Annotated in this window: 16 protein-coding genes; 10 read left to right on the top strand and 6 right to left on the bottom strand. The window is 54.7% G+C overall.

Going from position 1 to position 17,504, the window contains the following annotated elements; genetic code table 11:
* Positions 1-6: 6 nt before the first annotated feature.
* A complete protein-coding gene (gene aceE / locus ACMYSP_RS08535; protein WP_174509152.1) occupies positions 7-2,670 on the bottom strand; it encodes a pyruvate dehydrogenase (acetyl-transferring), homodimeric type in 2,664 nt (887 codons plus the stop codon).
* A gap of 245 nt (positions 2,671-2,915) precedes the next feature.
* A complete protein-coding gene (pdhR, locus tag ACMYSP_RS08540; protein ID WP_123757476.1) occupies positions 2,916-3,695 on the bottom strand; it encodes a pyruvate dehydrogenase complex transcriptional repressor PdhR in 780 nt (259 codons plus the stop codon).
* Between the two features lie 643 nt (positions 3,696-4,338).
* Between pdhR and aroP the strand changes: the two genes are divergently transcribed.
* The 3 genes from aroP to ACMYSP_RS08555 all read left to right on the top strand — a co-directional run bounded on the left by aroP (position 4,339) and on the right by ACMYSP_RS08555 (position 8,241).
* Positions 4,339-5,712 (top strand): aromatic amino acid transporter AroP, encoded by a 1,374-nt coding sequence (gene aroP, locus ACMYSP_RS08545; protein ID WP_434586351.1) that lies wholly within the window; start codon positions 4,339-4,341, stop codon positions 5,710-5,712.
* A 172-nt stretch (positions 5,713-5,884) separates the two neighbouring features.
* Entirely contained in the window at positions 5,885-7,291 is a 1,407-nt protein-coding gene (locus ACMYSP_RS08550) for a glycoside-pentoside-hexuronide (GPH):cation symporter (protein ID WP_434586352.1), read from the top strand.
* Positions 7,291-8,241, top strand: a complete 951-nt coding sequence (locus ACMYSP_RS08555; protein WP_434586353.1) for a glycoside hydrolase family 43 protein — start codon at positions 7,291-7,293, stop codon at positions 8,239-8,241. The genes ACMYSP_RS08550 and ACMYSP_RS08555 overlap by 1 nt, the downstream gene beginning before the upstream one ends.
* A gap of 32 nt (positions 8,242-8,273) precedes the next feature.
* Here the strand turns inward: ACMYSP_RS08555 and ampE are convergent, their stop codons facing one another.
* Together ampE and ampD are read right to left on the bottom strand one after the other, a co-directional pair.
* Positions 8,274-9,128 (bottom strand): beta-lactamase regulator AmpE, encoded by an 855-nt coding sequence (ampE, locus tag ACMYSP_RS08560; RefSeq protein ID WP_434586354.1) that lies wholly within the window; start codon positions 9,126-9,128, stop codon positions 8,274-8,276.
* Complete coding sequence (gene ampD / locus ACMYSP_RS08565; protein ID WP_434586355.1) at positions 9,125-9,688, bottom strand: 1,6-anhydro-N-acetylmuramyl-L-alanine amidase AmpD; 564 nt, start codon at positions 9,686-9,688, stop codon at positions 9,125-9,127. The genes ampE and ampD overlap by 4 nt, the downstream gene beginning before the upstream one ends.
* Positions 9,689-9,919: 231 nt before the next feature.
* On the opposite strand from ampD, the gene nadC reads away from it, so the two are divergent.
* The 4 genes from nadC (at position 9,920) to hofC (ending at position 14,014) form a co-directional block, all read left to right on the top strand.
* Positions 9,920-10,813 carry a carboxylating nicotinate-nucleotide diphosphorylase gene (gene nadC / locus ACMYSP_RS08570; RefSeq protein WP_434586356.1) on the top strand — a complete coding sequence of 298 codons (894 nt, stop codon included), beginning with the start codon at positions 9,920-9,922 and terminating at the stop codon, positions 10,811-10,813.
* 181 nt (positions 10,814-10,994) lie between these two features.
* Positions 10,995-11,426 (top strand): prepilin peptidase-dependent pilin, encoded by a 432-nt coding sequence (gene ppdD / locus ACMYSP_RS08575; RefSeq protein ID WP_174509148.1) that lies wholly within the window; start codon positions 10,995-10,997, stop codon positions 11,424-11,426.
* 10 nt (positions 11,427-11,436) lie between these two features.
* Entirely contained in the window at positions 11,437-12,819 is a 1,383-nt protein-coding gene (gene gspE, locus ACMYSP_RS08580; protein WP_434586357.1) for a type II secretion system protein GspE, read from the top strand.
* Complete coding sequence (hofC, locus tag ACMYSP_RS08585; protein WP_434586358.1) at positions 12,809-14,014, top strand: protein transport protein HofC; 1,206 nt, start codon at positions 12,809-12,811, stop codon at positions 14,012-14,014. The genes gspE and hofC overlap by 11 nt, the downstream gene beginning before the upstream one ends.
* A gap of 31 nt (positions 14,015-14,045) precedes the next feature.
* Here the strand turns inward: hofC and ACMYSP_RS08590 are convergent, their stop codons facing one another.
* The gene (locus ACMYSP_RS08590; protein ID WP_434586359.1) at positions 14,046-15,089 is read right to left on the bottom strand and encodes a GMP reductase; all 1,044 of its coding nucleotides are present in this window, start codon (positions 15,087-15,089) and stop codon (positions 14,046-14,048) included.
* Positions 15,090-15,435: 346 nt separating this feature from the next.
* On the opposite strand from ACMYSP_RS08590, the gene coaE reads away from it, so the two are divergent.
* Genes coaE through yacG form a run of 3 tightly spaced genes read left to right on the top strand, consistent with a single transcriptional unit; the run spans position 15,436 to position 17,006 of the window.
* On the top strand, positions 15,436-16,056 hold the full coding sequence (gene coaE, locus ACMYSP_RS08595; RefSeq protein ID WP_434586360.1) for a dephospho-CoA kinase: 621 nt from the start codon (positions 15,436-15,438) through the stop codon (positions 16,054-16,056).
* Entirely contained in the window at positions 16,056-16,799 is a 744-nt protein-coding gene (gene zapD / locus ACMYSP_RS08600; RefSeq protein WP_434586361.1) for a cell division protein ZapD, read from the top strand. The genes coaE and zapD overlap by 1 nt, the downstream gene beginning before the upstream one ends.
* Positions 16,800-16,808: 9 nt before the next feature.
* Positions 16,809-17,006, top strand: coding sequence for a DNA gyrase inhibitor YacG (gene yacG / locus ACMYSP_RS08605; RefSeq protein ID WP_123757489.1), 198 nt, complete (start codon positions 16,809-16,811; stop codon positions 17,004-17,006).
* A 43-nt stretch (positions 17,007-17,049) separates the two neighbouring features.
* On the opposite strand, the gene mutT is transcribed toward yacG, so the two are convergent.
* On the bottom strand, positions 17,050-17,445 hold the full coding sequence (gene mutT / locus ACMYSP_RS08610; RefSeq protein WP_434586362.1) for an 8-oxo-dGTP diphosphatase MutT: 396 nt from the start codon (positions 17,443-17,445) through the stop codon (positions 17,050-17,052).
* Between the last annotated feature and the right edge of the window lie 59 nt (positions 17,446-17,504).

A 17,504-nucleotide genomic window follows, 5' to 3' on the forward strand; every position in this document is an offset into this window, starting at 1 on the left:
TACCTCTTACGCCAGACGCGGGTTAACTTTTTCTGCATCGATGTTGAATTTAGTGATGGCATCTGCAACCACTTTCTTATCGATTTCACCACGTTTAGCCAGTTCGCCCAGCGCCGCTACAACCACATAGGAAGCATCAACTTCGAAGTGGTGACGCAGGTTCTCACGGCTGTCAGAGCGACCGAAGCCATCAGTACCCAGTACACGGTAATCATCAGCCGGTACGTAAGTACGAACCTGCTCGGCGAACAGTTTCATATAGTCAGTAGATGCCACAGCCGGAGCGTCGTTCATCACCTGAGCGATGTACGGTACACGCGGGGTTTCCAGCGGGTGCAGCATGTTCCAACGTTCGCAATCCTGGCCATCACGCGCCAGTTCAGTGAAGGAGGTGACGGAGTAAACGTCAGAACCTACACCGTAGTCTTTCGCCAGGATCTGTGCTGCTTCACGAACGTGACGCAGGATAGAACCGGAGCCCAGCAGCTGAACTTTACCTTTGCTACCGTCGACGGTTTCGAGTTTGTAGATACCTTTACGGATACCTTCCTCAGCACCTGCTGGCATTGCCGGCATGTGGTAGTTTTCGTTCAGCGTGGTGATGTAGTAGTAAACGTTCTCTTGTTTCTCACCGTACATACGTTCCAGACCGTCGTGCATGATCACAGCGACTTCGTACGCGTAAGACGGATCGTAAGAGATACAGTTCGGGATAGTCAGAGACTGAATATGGCTGTGACCATCTTCGTGCTGCAGACCTTCGCCGTTCAGCGTTGTACGACCGGAAGTACCACCGACCAGGAAGCCGCGAGCCTGTTGGTCGCCAGCCTGCCAGCACAGGTCACCGATACGCTGGAAACCGAACATGGAGTAGTAGATGTAGAACGGGATCATCGGCAGGTTGTTGGTGCTGTAAGACGTTGCCGCCGCCAGCCAGGATGCGCCTGCGCCCAGTTCGTTGATACCTTCCTGCAGGATCTGACCTTTTTCGTCTTCTTTGTAGTAAGCAACCTGCTCACGGTCCTGCGGGGTGTACTGCTGGCCGTTCGGGCTGTAGATACCAATCTGACGGAACAAACCTTCCATACCGAAAGTACGCGCTTCATCGGCGATGATCGGCACCAGACGGTCTTTGATGGATTTGTTTTTCAGCATCACGTTCAGGGCACGAACGAAAGCGATCGTGGTAGAGATCTCTTTGTTCTGCTCTTCCAGCAGCGGTGCGAAATCTTCCAGCGTCGGCATTTCGAGCTTCTCAGAGAAGTTCGGCTGACGGCTCGGCAGATAACCGTGCAGTTTCTGACGCTGAGCGTGCAGGTAGGTGTGCTCTTCAGAACCTTCCGGGAAGGTTACGTACGGCAGTTTTTCGATGTCAGCATCGGCAACCGGTACATTGAAACGATCGCGGACGTAGCGTACGCCGTCCATGTTCATTTTCTTCACCTGGTGAGCGATGTTTTTACCTTCAGCGGTATCGCCCATGCCATACCCTTTAATGGTATGTGCCAGGATGACGGTCGCTTTGCCTTTGGTATCCTGCGCTTTTTTCAGTGCAGCAAAGACTTTCTTCGGATCGTGACCACCGCGGTTCAGGGCCCAGATCTGCTCGTCAGTCCAGTCAGCTACCAGTGCGGCAGTTTCCGGATATTTACCGAAGAAGTGCTCACGCACGTAGGCGCCGTCTTTGGATTTGAAGGTCTGGTAGTCGCCATCAACGGTTTCGTTCATCAGCTGAATCAGCTTACCGCTGGTGTCTTTACGCAGCAGTTCGTCCCAACGGCCGCCCCAGATAACCTTGATCACGTTCCAGCCAGCACCGCTGAAGATACCGTCCAGTTCGTTAATGATTTTACCGTTACCGGTGACCGGGCCGTCCAGACGCTGCAGGTTGCAGTTGATGACGAAGACCAGGTTGTCCAGTTTTTCACGGGTCGCGATGGTGATGGCGCCTTTAGATTCCGGCTCATCCATCTCACCGTCGCCCAGGAAGGCGTAAACGGTTTGTTTAGAGGTGTCTTTCAGACCACGGTGTTCCAGATACTTCAGGAATTTAGCCTGATAGATAGCACCGATCGGGCCAAGCCCCATAGATACGGTCGGGAACTGCCAGAATTCCGGCATCAGTTTCGGGTGCGGATAAGAGGACAGACCGTTGCCGTGAACTTCCTGACGGAAGTTGTTCATCTGCTCTTCAGTCAGACGACCTTCAAGGAAGGCACGTGCGTATACGCCCGGAGAGATGTGGCCCTGGAAGTACACCAGATCGCCGCCGTCCTGCTCGTTACGCGCACGGAAGAAGTGGTTGAAGCACACTTCGTAGAAAGTCGCGGAGGACTGGAAGGACGCCATGTGGCCACCCAGTTCGAGATCTTTTTTCGATGCGCGCAGAACGGTCATAATGGCGTTCCAACGAATCGCAGAACGAATTCGACGTTCCAGATCCAGATTCCCCGGGTATTCCGGTTCATCTTCAACGGCAATAGTGTTGACGTAACTGCCTGTAGATGTGCCAGCAGCAACCTTCACCCCGCCTTTGCGGGCTTCAGAAAGGAGTTGGTCAATCAGATACTGAGCGCGCTCAACACCTTCTTCACGGATGACCGATTCGATCGCCTGTAGCCAGTCGCGAGTTTCGATCGGATCCACGTCATTTGGTAAACGTTCTGACATGGGGGTTATTCCTTATCTATCTAATCGTTGATTAATCTGGAACCTGTCCCATTGCGCTCTTGCCCGTCATACTTCGACTTGTCTCATTGTTGGCTTCACGTCCTCATCCCAGTCACTTACTCTAGTAAGCTCCTGGGAATTCGACGCTTGCCGCCGCGATACAAGCCGAATTACTTTGGGCAACTGAAGCGAAGAACGCAATAAGACAGGTTCTGCGTTTAGTTGCCGCGCTCTAAAAATGGCGCTTAAGAACCGGAGTTCTCATCTTTCCGTTGCTGTAAACGACGCAGTGAGCGTTCTCGACGACTCTCCTCACGGCTACGATCCAGCAAAATTTCTTCAATGAACGCCAGGTGACGATGCGACGCTTCACGCGCCTGCTCCGGCTCCCCGGCGATTATCGCCTCGAAAATCCGAGTGCGATGATTGCTGACCTGCGGGAGCATTTCCCGACGGGCGTACAACAATTCAAAGTTCTGACGAACGTTTTGCGCCAGCATCGGCTCCATGCAGCGTAGCAAATGGAGGAGCACGACATTGTGTGCGGCTTCGGTGACAGCAATTTGATACTGGACGACGGCGTCTGATTCGGCGTCAAGGTCGCCAGACTGCTGAGCCCGCTCAATTGCCTGGTGCAGTTCGCGAATACGCTCACGGTCAGCCTCATTGCTGCGCAGTGCCGCATAATAAGCCGCGATGCCTTCCAGCGCGTGACGGGTTTCAAGCAGATCAAATTGGGATTCAGGGTGATCGGACAGTAGCTCTACCAGCGGATCGCTGAAGCTCTGCCACAGGCTGCTTTGAACAAAAGTTCCACCGCCCTGGCGACGAAGCAACAAGCCCTTGGCTTCGAGGCGTTGAATCGCCTCACGCAGCGAGGGACGGGAAACGTCAAACTGTTTTGCCAGTTCGCGTTCAGGCGGGAGTTTTTCACCGGGACGCAGCGTCCCTTCAAGGATTAAAAACTCAAGCTGCTGCTCTATCACATCAGATAGTTTTGGTTGGCGGATTTTGCTGTAGGCCATATTCCCTGTCTCTGCCATTAGCCCGTAGTCAATTGGTCTTACCAATTCGCAGTTCGTAGCGGTAAAGTAACAAAGTATTCACCTTCTGTCCATACAGGTTTTGATTGAAATCAGTAAACCACGCACATTTTAACAACCTTACAGAAATAACATTTCAGAATTGTAACTTCACACAAATGATGTGTTTACCCCATTAGAGGTAGTATTAACGTTTATGAAACGAAAAATTAGGCTATCTGAACCGATTCAACTCTGAAAAAAACGGTTATTTATTCACACAAAATGAATATTACAGCGCAACCTGCTCAATACCCCTGCCGCGGCGCCATTTACAAATGGTTTCTTTTTGTTCGCTTCGTCATCATCCCTTCATAAAGCAGGTGCATTCACCCGCGCTTACCACTATTCTCCAGGATACGAAAGGCCTTTAGGCGATTTCATGCTGCGCCTTGCGTAAAGAAATCAATACGAAAACGGAATTTCATAATTACACACCACAACAATATGACAGCCAAATCCATCGGGACTGTACTGACTAAAACTCCCTTGAATATAGATAGCTATGCTATTTGGCAGGGACAGACAACGCAGCAGTAACCTGAAGGACGACGCGTATAAACATAATAACCACACACGAGGTTTCATGATGGAAGGTCAACAGCATGGCGATCGGCTTAAGCGCGGCCTGAAAAACCGCCATATTCAGCTTATAGCCCTGGGCGGTGCTATCGGTACCGGCCTGTTTCTGGGCAGTGCATCGGTGATTCAATCTGCAGGCCCCGGGATCATTCTGGGCTATGCAATCGCTGGTTTTATCGCCTTCCTGATCATGCGTCAGTTAGGCGAAATGGTTGTCGAAGAGCCGGTAGCAGGTTCATTCAGCCATTTTGCGTATAAGTACTGGGGTGGGTTTGCCGGCTTTGCCTCCGGCTGGAACTACTGGGTGCTGTACGTTCTGGTGGCCATGGCGGAACTGACTGCCGTTGGGAAATACATCCAGTTCTGGTGGCCTGAGATCCCAACCTGGGTCTCCGCTGCGGTGTTCTTTGTTGCCATCAACGCGATTAACCTGACCAACGTGAAAGTGTTCGGGGAAATGGAGTTCTGGTTCGCCATTATTAAAGTTGTCGCGGTTGTCGCCATGATCCTCTTCGGTGGCTGGCTGCTGTTCAGCGGCAACGGCGGCCCGCAGGCAACCGTGAGCAACCTGTGGGATCAAGGCGGTTTCCTGCCGCATGGTTTCACCGGGCTGGTGATGATGATGGCCATAATCATGTTCTCGTTTGGCGGTCTGGAGCTGGTCGGCATCACCGCCGCTGAAGCCGATAACCCTGAGCAGAGCATTCCAAAAGCCACAAACCAGGTTATTTACCGCATCCTGATTTTCTATGTGGGTTCCCTGGCCGTCCTGCTGTCGCTGCTGCCATGGACGCGTGTGACCGCGGATACCAGCCCGTTTGTCCTGATCTTCCACGAGCTGGGCGATACCTTTGTCGCCAACGCGCTGAACGTGGTTGTCCTGACCGCCGCGCTTTCGGTATACAACAGCTGCGTTTACTGCAACAGCCGCATGCTGTTTGGCCTGGCTCAGCAGGGTAACGCGCCAAAAGCGCTGATGAGCGTTGATAAACGCGGCGTGCCGGTCAACACCATCATCGTGTCGGCGGTGGTGACCGCACTGTGCGTACTGATTAACTACTTCGCACCGGAGTCGGCGTTTGGCCTGCTGATGGCGCTGGTTGTCTCCGCCCTGGTCATCAACTGGGCAATGATTAGCCTGGCACACATGAAATTCCGTCGTGCAAAACAGCAGCAGGGTGTCGTTTCACGTTTCCCGGCGCTGTTCTACCCGGTCGGTAACTGGGTCTGCCTGCTGTTCATGCTGGCGGTGCTGGTGATCATGCTGATGACCCCGGGAATGGCGATTTCCGTTTACCTGATCCCGGTCTGGATTGCGATTCTTGGCGTCGGATACCTGTTTAAACAGAAAAGTGCCAGTGCTGTAAAAGCACAATAATACATCTCCCAAGGCTGTGTCCGCCCTGAACTGGCGGGCACAGCGCATTGTTAGCTGGTTCACACTTTCCTCTCCATAGCATATTTATCCATATCGTTAACCTAATACTGCAACGCATTTATCCGTTACTCAGCAAATAATTCTCTCCATATCGTAATGGGGAGATCGCCAGATGGCAGGCAATAAACTTTCAGTCAGAGAAAAGATTGGCTACGGGATGGGTGATGCCGGATGTAATATTATTTTCGGCGCCATCATGTTGTTTGTTAACTATTTTTACACAGACATCTTTGGACTGACGCCGGCGCTGGTCGGTGTGTTGCTACTCTCGGTACGGGTGATCGATGCGGTAACGGACCCCATTATGGGCGCGATGGCCGACCGTACCCGCAGTAAATATGGCCGCTTCCGCCCCTGGCTGCTGTGGATAGCCTTCCCCTATGCGCTGTTCAGCGTGCTGATGTTCACCACACCAGAATGGACCTATAACAGCAAAGTTATCTATGCCTTCGTCACCTACTTTCTGCTCTCCCTGACCTATACGGCGATCAACATTCCCTATTGTTCATTGGGTAGCGTGATTACTAATGACCCACAGGAACGCGTAGCCTGCCAGTCATACCGCTTCGTAATGGTCGGCATTGCCACCCTGCTGCTGTCGCTAACGCTGCTGCCAATGGCGGACTGGTTCGGCGGCGCTGATAAAGCCAAAGGCTACCAGATGGCGATGACCGTGCTGGCGCTCATCGGAATGTGCATGTTCTTGTTCTGCTTCGCCACCGTGCGCGAACGCGTGCAGCCGGCGGTTCAAACCAATGATGAACTGAAAAAAGACCTTAAGGACGTGTGGAAGAATGATCAGTGGGTACGCATCCTGCTGCTGACGCTGTGCAACGTCTGCCCGGGTTTTATTCGCATGGCGGCCACCATGTACTACGTGACCTGGGTCATGCAGCAAAGCACCCACTTCGCGACTCTGTTTATCAGCCTCGGCGTGGTCGGGATGATGATCGGCAGCATGCTGGCAAAAGTGCTGACCGACCGCTGGTGCAAACTGCAGGTATTTTTCTGGACCAATATCGTACTGGCGATCTTTTCCTGCGCCTTCTACTTCTTCGACCCGCATGCCACCATGATGATTATGGTGCTCTATTTCCTGCTCAATATCCTGCATCAGATCCCATCGCCGCTGCACTGGTCGCTGATGGCCGACGTGGATGATTACGGCGAGTGGAAAACCGGTAAACGCATCACCGGTATTAGCTTCTCTGGTAACCTTTTCTTCCTTAAAGTTGGGCTGGCGGTAGCAGGGGCGATGGTTGGCTTCTTGCTCTCCTGGTACGGCTACGATGCGGGCGCAAAAGAACAGAGCGCCTCAGCGGTTAACGGCATTGTGCTGCTGTTCAGCGTGATCCCCGGCATCGGCTATCTGATCACCGCCGGCGTGGTACGCATGCTGAAGGTCAATCGCGAATTTATGCGTCAAATCCAGTCGGACCTGGAAAAGCGCCGCACAAACTACAGCGAACTCAATACCTGGCAGGATCACAAAACCAGTGAACACGTAAGGAAAGCTTGATGAACAACTGGCCCAACCCGTTTATTGAACAGCGCGCAGACCCGTATATTCTGCGCCATCAGGACCACTACTATTTTATCGCCTCAGTGCCGGAATATGACCGGCTGGAGATCCGCCGCGCCGCCACGCTGGAAGGTCTGCGCCAGGCGAAGCCGGTGGTGGTCTGGCGCAAACCGGAAAGCGGCCCGATGAGCCAGCTGATCTGGGCGCCGGAGCTGCATGAAATTAACGGCAAGTGGTACATCTATTATGCCGCCACCCACACCCACGACCTCGATGAACTCGGGATGTTCCAGCACCGGATGTTTGTCCTTGAATGTGCCGACAGCGATCCGCTGAGCGGCCGCTGGGTGGAAAAAGGCCAGGTGCACACGCCGTTCGATACCTTTGCGCTCGACGCTACCACTTTCCAGCATCAGGGTAAGCAGTGGTATCTGTGGGCGCAGAAGGCCCCGCATATTGCAGGCAACTCCAACCTGTATCTGGCAGAGCTGGAGAATCCCTGGACGCTGAAAGGCGAACCGGTAATGCTGAGCAAACCAGAGTTTGACTGGGAATGCCGCGGTTTTAAGGTCAATGAAGGTCCAGCGGTACTGGTGCACGGCGACAGGCTGTTTATCAGCTATTCTGCCAGCGCCACCGATGAGAATTACTGCATGGGGCTGCTGTGGATCGACCTGCAGGCCGACCCGCTGCGCCCGGAAAACTGGCATAAATCACCGGAGCCGGTGTTCCGTACCAGCTATGAGAACCGTCAGTACGGCCCCGGTCACAATGGCTTTACGCAAACCCCGGAAGGGGAAGATGTACTGGTCTATCACGCCCGGAACTACACCGAAATTGAAGGCGACCCGCTGTACGACCCCAATCGCCATACCCGGCTAAAGCTGGTGCGCTGGCAAGAAAACGGGATGCCTGACTTCGGCATCCCGGCTGCGGACACAGAGTAAAACGCCCCCCCTGCCCGGATATGGGCAGGGGCTTAAATCAAGGTGCCGTAAATCGTCAGCAGCGCCATGATGACCACCACCACCAGCGAGGTTTTCTTGGCCATCGAGACCGCAGCTTTTGGCGTCTCGACCTTATCGACATGCGGCTCGCGCGCCAGAGAGTACTGCGCCAGACGGGTCAATACCTGATACTGCGATGAATGGCGATCGCCCAACGAAGCGAACCAGGCAGGCAACGCTCTTTCACCGTGCCCCACCAGCGCATACACCACACCGACCAGACGCACCGGCAGCCAGTCCACCACGTGTAAAATCGCATCAATCCCCGACTGTTGACGATGGCGAGGCGTTTGATAGCGCGCCAGCCATGTTTGCCAGGCACGCAGCACGCAGTATCCAATCAGCGTGACAGGCCCCCAGTTGCCGCCCACCACAAACCAGAACAGCGGTGCCAGGTAGTACCGGTAATTTATCCACAGCAGCGCGTTTTGCAGCTCGCTGAGAAATTCGCGGTTATCGCAGCCGGGCGGTACGCCATGAATCAGCGTCAGCTCGCTGGCCATCGCATCACAGGCATGGCTATCGTTGCGGGATGCCGCTTTAAGATACGCATGATAATGCAGTCGTACCCGACCGGCGCCAATACACAGCAGTCCCAACAGAATCCAGAAAATCAGCAATGGTACGTTAAACAGCACTCCGTGCAACAGGCGCTGAATAATAAACACCGCCGCCATCGCGACCACCGTCATTAACAGGGTAGCGGCGAACGAAAAATGCTTCACCCGACGAAACAGCACTTCCAGTCGATGATCGAGCTGCCAGTGTTCACCCAGCTTAAACAGACGTTCAGCGATGAGAACCAACAGCGTAGTAAACAACGTCATGGCATCTCCTTTTCTGACGAAGCGGTCAGCAGACCGCGGAATTTTGCCCAGTCAAAAGCCGGGCCGGGATCCGTTTTCCGTACCGGCGCAATATCGCTGTGGCCGGTGATATTGTCGGCGATGGCCGGATACAGGGCGATCAGCTGCCGCGTCACGGCCACCAGTTGCTGGTACTGTGCATCGGTATAGGCCAGCGTGTCTGTCCCTTCCAGCTCAATACCAATAGAAAAGTCATTGCAACGCTCTCGCCCCTGATACAGGGAGACGCCCGCATGCCACGCCCGTTTATCGAAAGGAACATACTGCACGATTTCGCCATCACGGCGAATCAGACAATGTGCGGAAACACGCATGTGCGCGATCTCAGCAAAGAAAGGATGGGCGTTGGGATCAAGAGTGCCACTGAACAGCGCGTCAATCCACGGGCCACCAAACTCCCCAGGCGGCAGGCTAATATTATGCACCACCAATAACGAAGGGGCTTCATCTTCCGGACGGCAATCATGGTGCGGCGAAGGAACCCGACGCGCCTCTATCAGCCATCCCCCATTCAACTGCATGTGACCTCTCCTTTCACTCGCTGGTGCTCCCGGGCCTCCACTGGCCAAAGGATGCTGATTATCATACACAAAATTGTTCGGCCTGCCGCCAACATCCCTGCATATTCAACGCCAACGCAGGGAAAAACCAACGGGCCAGGCGCCAGGAACCACCAAGTGTATATGGTGTAAAAACACGGTTCAGGTTAGCATGTTTCCCATTGCTGAATCTTATCTATCTGGAGCTTTATCATGTCGCCTCGTCGCTACAATCCCGACCGCCGCCGTGACGCGCTGCTGGAACGCATTAACCTCGATATCCCGGATGCCGTCGCCCAATCTTTGCGGGAAGACCTCGGTGGCGAAGTGAATGCCAACAACGATATTAGCGCCCAATTATTGCCGGAAGACGCACGCTCGCATGCGGTCATTATTACGCGCGAAGATGGCGTATTTTGCGGTAAACGCTGGGTGGAAGAAGTCTTCATTCAACTGGCCGGCGACGATGTCAGCATCACCTGGCACGTCGCGGATGGCGATATGATTAAAGCCGATCAGCCGCTGTTTGAACTGGACGGCCCGTCCCGTGTCCTGCTGACCGGGGAACGTACTGCGCTGAACTTCGTGCAGACACTGTCCGGCGTCGCCAGCGAAGTGCACCGCTATGTCGATCTGCTAACGGGCACTAAAACCCAGCTGCTCGATACGCGTAAAACTCTGCCAGGCCTGCGTACCGCATTAAAATACGCCGTATTGTGCGGCGGCGGCGCCAACCATCGTCTGGGATTATCCGACGCCTTCCTGATCAAAGAAAACCACATCATCGCTTCCGGTTCGGTACGCCAGGCGGTGGAAAAAGCCTTCTGGCTGCATCCGGACGTGCCGGTCGAAGTGGAAGTGGAATCGCTGGATGAACTGGACGAAGCGCTGAAAGCAGGTGCGGATATCATTATGCTCGACAACTTCACCACCGACCTGATGCGTGAAGCCGTGCAGCGGACCCAGGGCCAGGCCGCGCTGGAAGTCTCCGGCAACGTGACCTTTGATACTATCCGCGAATATGCCGAAACCGGCGTGGATTACATCTCTGTCGGCGCCCTCACCAAGCACGTGCGCGCGCTCGATCTCTCCATGCGCTTTCGTTGATTGACGCCCCCGGTGCCCGTCCGGCACCGGGGCTATCATTTGCGAAGCAGCTAGCATTTCTCGCCTGCCATCCGTGTAACATCACCAGAAAGCCTGGAACCTCGTTTCCCACCCTATTATTTACTATTCGCCGCCGTCGCCGAAGCCCGTCACTGTACTCCTGACAACACAAGGAGCACTTATGGACAGACAACGCGGATTTACTCTGATCGAACTGATGGTGGTTATCGGGATCATCGCTATTTTGAGCGCCATCGGTATTCCGGCTTACCAGAATTATCTGCGTAAAGCCGCCCTGACCGACATGCTACAAACGTTCGTACCCTACCGTACAGCCATCGAATTATGCGCCCTCGAACACGGCGGCCTCACCACCTGCGATGCAGGTAGCCAAGGGATACCGTCCCCCGCCACTACGCGCTACGTCGCCACCATGAGCGTCGCCAAAGGCATCGTCACCCTCGACGGGCAAGAGAGCCTCACGGGCCTGAGCGTAACCCTGACGCCCGGCTGGGACAATGCCAACGGCATCACCGGGTGGCAACGCGTATGCAATATTGCCAGTAACAGTTCGCTCAAGCAGGCCTGTGAAGATGTCTTTCGCATAAACTGAGGCCACCACGATGAAAACCGAACAATTGGTCACCCTCTGCCAGCGCTATCATGCCCTGCTGCTCAATAGCGATGAGCACACCATCGTCATCGCGGTGGTCGATAACCCAGCACCAGAACTGATGGAAGCCCTGCGTTTCGCAACCCAGAAGCGAATCGATATTGAGTGCTGGAGCCAGGATCAGATGAACAAGCGCCTGCAGACCGGTCAACCTTTGCTACCCGCCGGTAACGATATGACGTCAGGCGTTATTAAGCAGGTCAATCAGATCCTTGAGCAGGCCTTACACCAGCGCGCCTCCGATATTCATATTGAACCGGAGGAACGTCATCTGCGCATTCGCCTGCGAATCGACGGTGTCCTGCACCCGCTGCCATTTCTGTCGCCTGAACTCACGGCCCCAATTACCGCGCGGCTTAAGGTGCTCGGTAATCTGGATATCGCCGAACACCGCCTGCCGCAGGACGGTCAGTTCACGCTGATATTTGCTGGCCGCCCGGTCTCGTTTCGTATCGCCACCCTGCCCTGCCGTCACGGAGAGAAAATCGTGCTGCGCCTGTTGCATCAAGTTGAACAAGCGCTCGACATTGACGCCCTGGGGCTGGCACCAGAGCAGCTCAGAGTCTTTCGCTCCGCGCTGGAGCAGCCGCAAGGCCTGATGCTGGTTACCGGCCCTACCGGTAGCGGTAAAACTGTGACGCTCTATAGCGCGCTGCAGGCCCGCAATCAGGACGCCGTCAATATATGTAGCGTCGAGGATCCGCTCGAGATCCCGATCGTCGGTATGAACCAGACACAGATTAACCCCCGTGCCGGGCTTAACTTCCAGAACGTATTGCGGGCGCTGTTACGTCAGGATCCGGATATTGTGATGGTCGGGGAAATTCGCGATGCCGAAACCGCGGAAATTGCCATTAAAGCCGCGCAAACCGGGCATCTGGTCCTGTCTACGCTGCATACCAACTCGACCAGCGAAAGCCTGATCCGCCTGCAGCAAATGGGCGTCGCCAGTTGGATGATCTCTTCCGCGCTCTCCCTGGTCGTGGCGCAACGTCTGGTGCGAAAGCTCTGCGTGCATTGCCGATGCGAAACCGGCCAGCATGCCGATGTCCCGCGCACGTTGTGGCCACGTCCGCTCCCTCGCTGGCAAGCCATGGGCTGCCAGCACTGCTATCACGGCTACTATGGTCGTCAGGCATTATTCGAACTGCTGCCAGTGAACACCGCACTGCGTCAGGCAATTGCTCGCGGCCTTAATGCCATAGAAATTGAATCTATGGCGCGCGAAGCGGGAATGATGACGCTGTTTGAAAGCGGCTGCGAAGCGGTGGAACAAGGGCTAACCAGCTTTGAAGAGGTTATCCGCGTACTGGGGATCCCTCATGGCTACTAACCGTCTCTGGCGCTGGCAAGGAGTTGATACACAAGGAGAACATTGCCAGGGAACCCAGTGGAGCCAAAGTCGGCTGGACATCTGTCAGGCGCTGACTCATGAACGAATCATTCCGCTGGCGGTTCGCCGCTGCGCGGTCAAAAACGCACTCTGGCACCCACGCTATAGTGGCCAGGTTGTGCGCCAGCTCGCCTCCCTGCTGCAAGCCGGGCTTCCGTTAGCAGAAGGCCTGGTGCTGCTGGCGCAACAGCAGCCCAACGCCCAGTGGCAGGCACTGCTCAGCACTCTGTCTCAGGAGCTGGCGCAGGGTACCTCACTCTCTGCGGCGCTGGAAAAGTGGCCTCAGGCCTTTTCACCGCTCTATCTGGCAATGATCCGCACCGGAGAACTCACCGGTAAACTCGATTTCTGCTGCCTGCAGCTGGCGCGTCAGCAACAGGAGCAGCAGCAACTGGCAGAGAAAGTGAAAAAAGCGGTGCGCTATCCCGTCATCATCCTGGGCCTGGCCCTGCTGGTGGTGATGGCGATGCTCTGTTTTGTTCTGCCAGAGTTTGCGGCTATCTATCAAACCTTCAATACGCCGCTGCCGTTATTGACGCAGCTCGTGATTCACGCCAGTGAAGGGCTGACCCGTCACTGGCCCTGGCTGATTTTGCTGGTTATTTTACCCCTCGCCCTCAATCAGCTCTCCCACCGTCGGCCACAGTGGCTGCTGCAGCGCCAGAAAATGCTACATGCTCTGCCCGTAGTGGGAAAGCTTATCCGCGGGCAATTGCTGAGCCAGATCTTCACCGTGCTTGCCCTCACCCAGCGCGCCGGCATCAGTTTTCTGCAAGGTCTGGAAAGCGTCGAGGATACGCTAGCCTGCCCGTTATGGCGCCAGCGGATCCAGCAGGTGCACCAGCACATTACGCAGGGTGTTCCTATCTGGCAGGCTCTCGATCGCAGCGGTGGTTTTACACCATTATGCTTGCAGCTGATCCGCACCGGAGAAGCATCCGGCTCACTGGACACCATGCTGGACAATCTCGCCCGGCACCATAGTGAGCAGACGCATTATCAGGCTGAAAACCTGGCGACGTTGCTGGAACCTATGCTGTTGTTGATAACCGGGATAATTGTTGGCGTACTGGTGGTGGCGATGTATTTACCCATTTTTCATCTGGGCGACGCGATTAGCGGTATGGCGGGATAAATGCTGGCGCGTAGCGCGCCAGCATCTGGCATTACAGGCTGTTGAACACGCGGTTCTCTTGTTCCTGTACGCGAATAAAGGTGGTGCGTTTGGTCAGTTCTTTCAGACGCGAGGCACCCACATAGGTGCAGGCAGAGCGCAGGCCGCCGAGGATATCGCGTGCGGTATTCTCAACCGGGCCACGCAGAAGCAGCTTAACGGTTTTACCTTCCGCTGCGCGGTACTGCGCAACGCCGCCAACGTGACGGGTCATCGCGGACTCAGAGCTCATGCCGTAGAACAGCATGAATTTCTCGCCGTTTTCTTCAACCACTTTGCCGCCGCTCTCTTCATGACCAGCCAGCATGCCACCGAGCATGACAAAATCGGCACCGCCGCCAAAGGCTTTTGCTACATCACCCGGCATTGTACAACCGCCATCGCTGACGATCTGGCCGCCGAGCCCATGCGCCGCATCGGCACATTCAATCACGGCAGAAAGCTGCGGATAACCCACGCCGGTCTTCACTCGAGTGGTACATACGGAACCCGGGCCGATACCGACTTTCACGATATCAGCGCCAGAGAGAATCAGCTCTTCGCACATTTCGCCGGTGACGACGTTACCCGCGCAGATGGTTTTCTGCGGCCAGGCTTCGCGTGCTTTCGCAACGAACTGCACAAAATGCTCAGAGTAGCCATTCGCCACATCGATGCAGACGAAGTTCAGCTGTGGATTTTGAGCGAGGATCTGTTTGGTTTTTTCGAAATCAACATCAGAAGTCCCGGTGGACACCATGACGTATTTCAGCACATCCACAGAAGATGACTGCACAAAACTCTGCCACTCTTCAACGCTATAATGTTTGTGAACCGCGGTCAGAATGCCGAAAGATGCCAGCGCTTTCGCCATGCCAAACGTCCCGACGGTGTCCATGTTAGCGGCAATGATCGGCACGCCGGACCATGACTGGCCAGAATGTTTAAATGTGAATTCACGTTCCAGCTCAACATCAGAACGGCTTTTGAGGGTAGAGCGTTTTGGGCGGATAAGAACGTCTTTAAAACCAAGCTTCAGATCTTCTTCAATACGCATGTGCGAATTCCTGGGGTTAATTGCATTATTGTGAGAGCACAACTCCAGTGACGTTATCATACGCACGAATCATGGCTGCGCAAGACTGCGATTTTCACTTTTTTTACGCTACAATTGTATAAATTTACCTGGTGAACAGTGAATAACGCGGTCGCGAGCAGCAACGTGAAATGCGTTAATTTTAACCACTTGATTTATATATACAAAATAAACCAGTATAGGTTTTAACCCACTCTGTTGGCCTGCGCCATCGTGATGGGATTTCGCTCGCAAGAGCATCGGGGCGTGTACGACCAGCGCCACTGGAATGTAATGTGTTCATTGGTCAGATCGGGATACGGAGTGTATGAGGTATACGGTAGCGTTAACGGGCGGTATTGGCAGTGGTAAAAGTACCGTGGCCGATGCATTTTCTCACCTTGGGGTGAACGTTATTGATGCCGACATCATTGCTCGTCAGGTGGTTGAACCCGGAACCCCGGCACTGCAGGCTATCGCCGCTCATTTTGGCTCAGGGATGCTCCATGATGACGGTACGCTGAACCGCCGCGCATTACGCGAAAAGATCTTCGCCCACCCCGACGATAAAACCTGGCTTAACGCCCTCCTGCATCCGCTTATTCAGCAGGAAACACGCCGACAGATGCAGGCGGCGAGCTCCCCCTACATTCTCTGGGTTGTCCCCTTACTGGTTGAAAACCACCTGGCCGCGAAGGCCGATCGTGTGTTGGTCGTTGATGTCCCAAAAGAGACGCAGATTGAACGGACGATGTCACGTGACCGGGTCAGCCGTGAACATGCAGAACATATTCTTGCCGCCCAGGCGACGCGCGAACAGCGTCTCGCCGTTGCGGATGATGTCATTGAAAACACAGGCACTCCGGATGCCATCGCATCGGATGTTGCCCGCCTGCACGACCGGTATCTACTCCTGGCATCGCAGGCCGCCTCACAGGAAAAATCGTAATGCACACCCCTGTTCTGTTTGAACATCCACTGAACGAGAAAATGCGCACCTGGCTGCGCATTGAATTCTTAACGCAGCAGCTGTCCGTTCACCCGACGTTAGCCACCTATGCTGATGCGCTCCATTTTTTCCGCAACGCGGGCGATCTTTTAGATGTTCTGGAACGCGGCGAAGTCCGAACGGATATGCTGAAAGAGCTAGAACGCCAGCAGCGTAAACTGCAGTCCTGGGCTGAAGTCCCCGGTGTCGATCAAGAGCGCATTGGCGCCTTGCGTCAGCAGCTCAAACAGTGCGGCAGCGTCCTGATATCCGCCCCGCGCATCGGCCAGTTTCTGCGCGAAGACCGGCTGATAGCCCTGGTACGGCAGCGACTGAGCATTCCTGGTGGCTGCTGCAGCTTTGACCTTCCGACGTTGCACATCTGGCTGCATATGCCCCAGGCACATCGTGACGAGCAGGTCGAAAAATGGTTAGCCAGCCTCGAGCCTCTGACACAATCGCTGGTGCTGATCCTTGACCTGATCCGCAACTCTGCCCCTTTCCGCAAGCAAACCAGCCTTAACGGCTTTTATCAGGATAACGGTGAAGATGCCGACCTGCTGCGCTTGCGTCTGGATATTGCCAGCCAGCTCTACCCACAAATTTCCGGCCATAAGAGCCGTTTTGCGATTCGTTTCCTGCCGCTGGATAGCGAGTTTGGAGTGGTTCCTGAGCGTTATGATTTTGAACTGGCGTGTTGTTAAGGAGTAAAAATGTCAGAAGAGACAATAGTCAACTGCCCTACCTGCGGTAAGACCGTAGCCTGGAATGAACAAAGCCCGTTTCGGCCATTTTGTTCTAAGCGCTGCCAGCTGATCGATCTCGGCGAGTGGGCGGCGGAAGAAAAACGTATTCCCAGCGCAGGCGATCTGTCCGACAGCGATGACTGGAGCGAAGAACAGCAACAGTAATCGCGCTAGCCCGGCCATATGATAAGAGGCCGGGCGACAGTATTTACGAGGCCGCCTGCACTAGTTTGGTAATCACCGGTTCGTTCGCCGGCGGGAACGCGTCTGCGACTAATGCCCGCTGCGCAATCCAGCGCCCTGGCTGCCCCTCTTTCCCCCACGGTTCTCCAGCCCAGTCCTCAACCAGCCAGAACCACAGCGTAATATGACGGTCCGGGAACTGGTACTCCAGGGTATCAAACAGACGGGAGGACTCGACCGTAATCCCGACCTCTTCCTGAAGCTCACGAACCAGCGCTTGCTCCGGGGTTTCTCCGGCTTCAATTTTGCCACCGGGAAACTCAAGTTTATTGGCCATATGGGCATCGGATGCCCGCTGGGTAATAAAGATTTCGCCCAGCTGATTACGAATAATGCCGACGGAAATTTGCAGTTTTTTCATTGTCTTCATTCCATAAAAAAGGCGCAGATATCTGCGCCTTTATTTTTTACTCTCTGAGA

It is taken from the genome of Klebsiella sp. R390, from assembly GCF_051131745.1.
GTDB lineage: Bacteria > Pseudomonadota > Gammaproteobacteria > Enterobacterales > Enterobacteriaceae > Klebsiella.

Excerpts from the sequence above, each read along its gene's own strand:
- mutT (WP_434586362.1), bottom strand. The coding sequence starts at position 17,445 with ATGAAAAAACTGCAAATTTCCGTCGGCATTATTCGTAATCAGCTGGGC.
- ACMYSP_RS08550 (WP_434586352.1), top strand. The coding sequence starts at position 5,885 with ATGGCAGGCAATAAACTTTCAGTCAGAGAAAAGATTGGCTACGGGATG.
- coaE (WP_434586360.1), top strand. The coding sequence starts at position 15,436 with ATGAGGTATACGGTAGCGTTAACGGGCGGTATTGGCAGTGGTAAAAGT.
- hofC (WP_434586358.1), top strand. The coding sequence starts at position 12,809 with ATGGCTACTAACCGTCTCTGGCGCTGGCAAGGAGTTGATACACAAGGA.
- aceE (WP_174509152.1), bottom strand. The coding sequence starts at position 2,670 with ATGTCAGAACGTTTACCAAATGACGTGGATCCGATCGAAACTCGCGAC.
- ampE (WP_434586354.1), bottom strand. The coding sequence starts at position 9,128 with ATGACGTTGTTTACTACGCTGTTGGTTCTCATCGCTGAACGTCTGTTT.
- zapD (WP_434586361.1), top strand. The coding sequence starts at position 16,056 with ATGCACACCCCTGTTCTGTTTGAACATCCACTGAACGAGAAAATGCGC.
- aroP (WP_434586351.1), top strand. The coding sequence starts at position 4,339 with ATGATGGAAGGTCAACAGCATGGCGATCGGCTTAAGCGCGGCCTGAAA.
- ppdD (WP_174509148.1), top strand. The coding sequence starts at position 10,995 with ATGGACAGACAACGCGGATTTACTCTGATCGAACTGATGGTGGTTATC.
- yacG (WP_123757489.1), top strand. The coding sequence starts at position 16,809 with ATGTCAGAAGAGACAATAGTCAACTGCCCTACCTGCGGTAAGACCGTA.
- gspE (WP_434586357.1), top strand. The coding sequence starts at position 11,437 with ATGAAAACCGAACAATTGGTCACCCTCTGCCAGCGCTATCATGCCCTG.
- ACMYSP_RS08590 (WP_434586359.1), bottom strand. The coding sequence starts at position 15,089 with ATGCGTATTGAAGAAGATCTGAAGCTTGGTTTTAAAGACGTTCTTATC.
- ampD (WP_434586355.1), bottom strand. The coding sequence starts at position 9,688 with ATGCAGTTGAATGGGGGATGGCTGATAGAGGCGCGTCGGGTTCCTTCG.
- ACMYSP_RS08555 (WP_434586353.1), top strand. The coding sequence starts at position 7,291 with ATGAACAACTGGCCCAACCCGTTTATTGAACAGCGCGCAGACCCGTAT.
- pdhR (WP_123757476.1), bottom strand. The coding sequence starts at position 3,695 with ATGGCCTACAGCAAAATCCGCCAACCAAAACTATCTGATGTGATAGAG.
- nadC (WP_434586356.1), top strand. The coding sequence starts at position 9,920 with ATGTCGCCTCGTCGCTACAATCCCGACCGCCGCCGTGACGCGCTGCTG.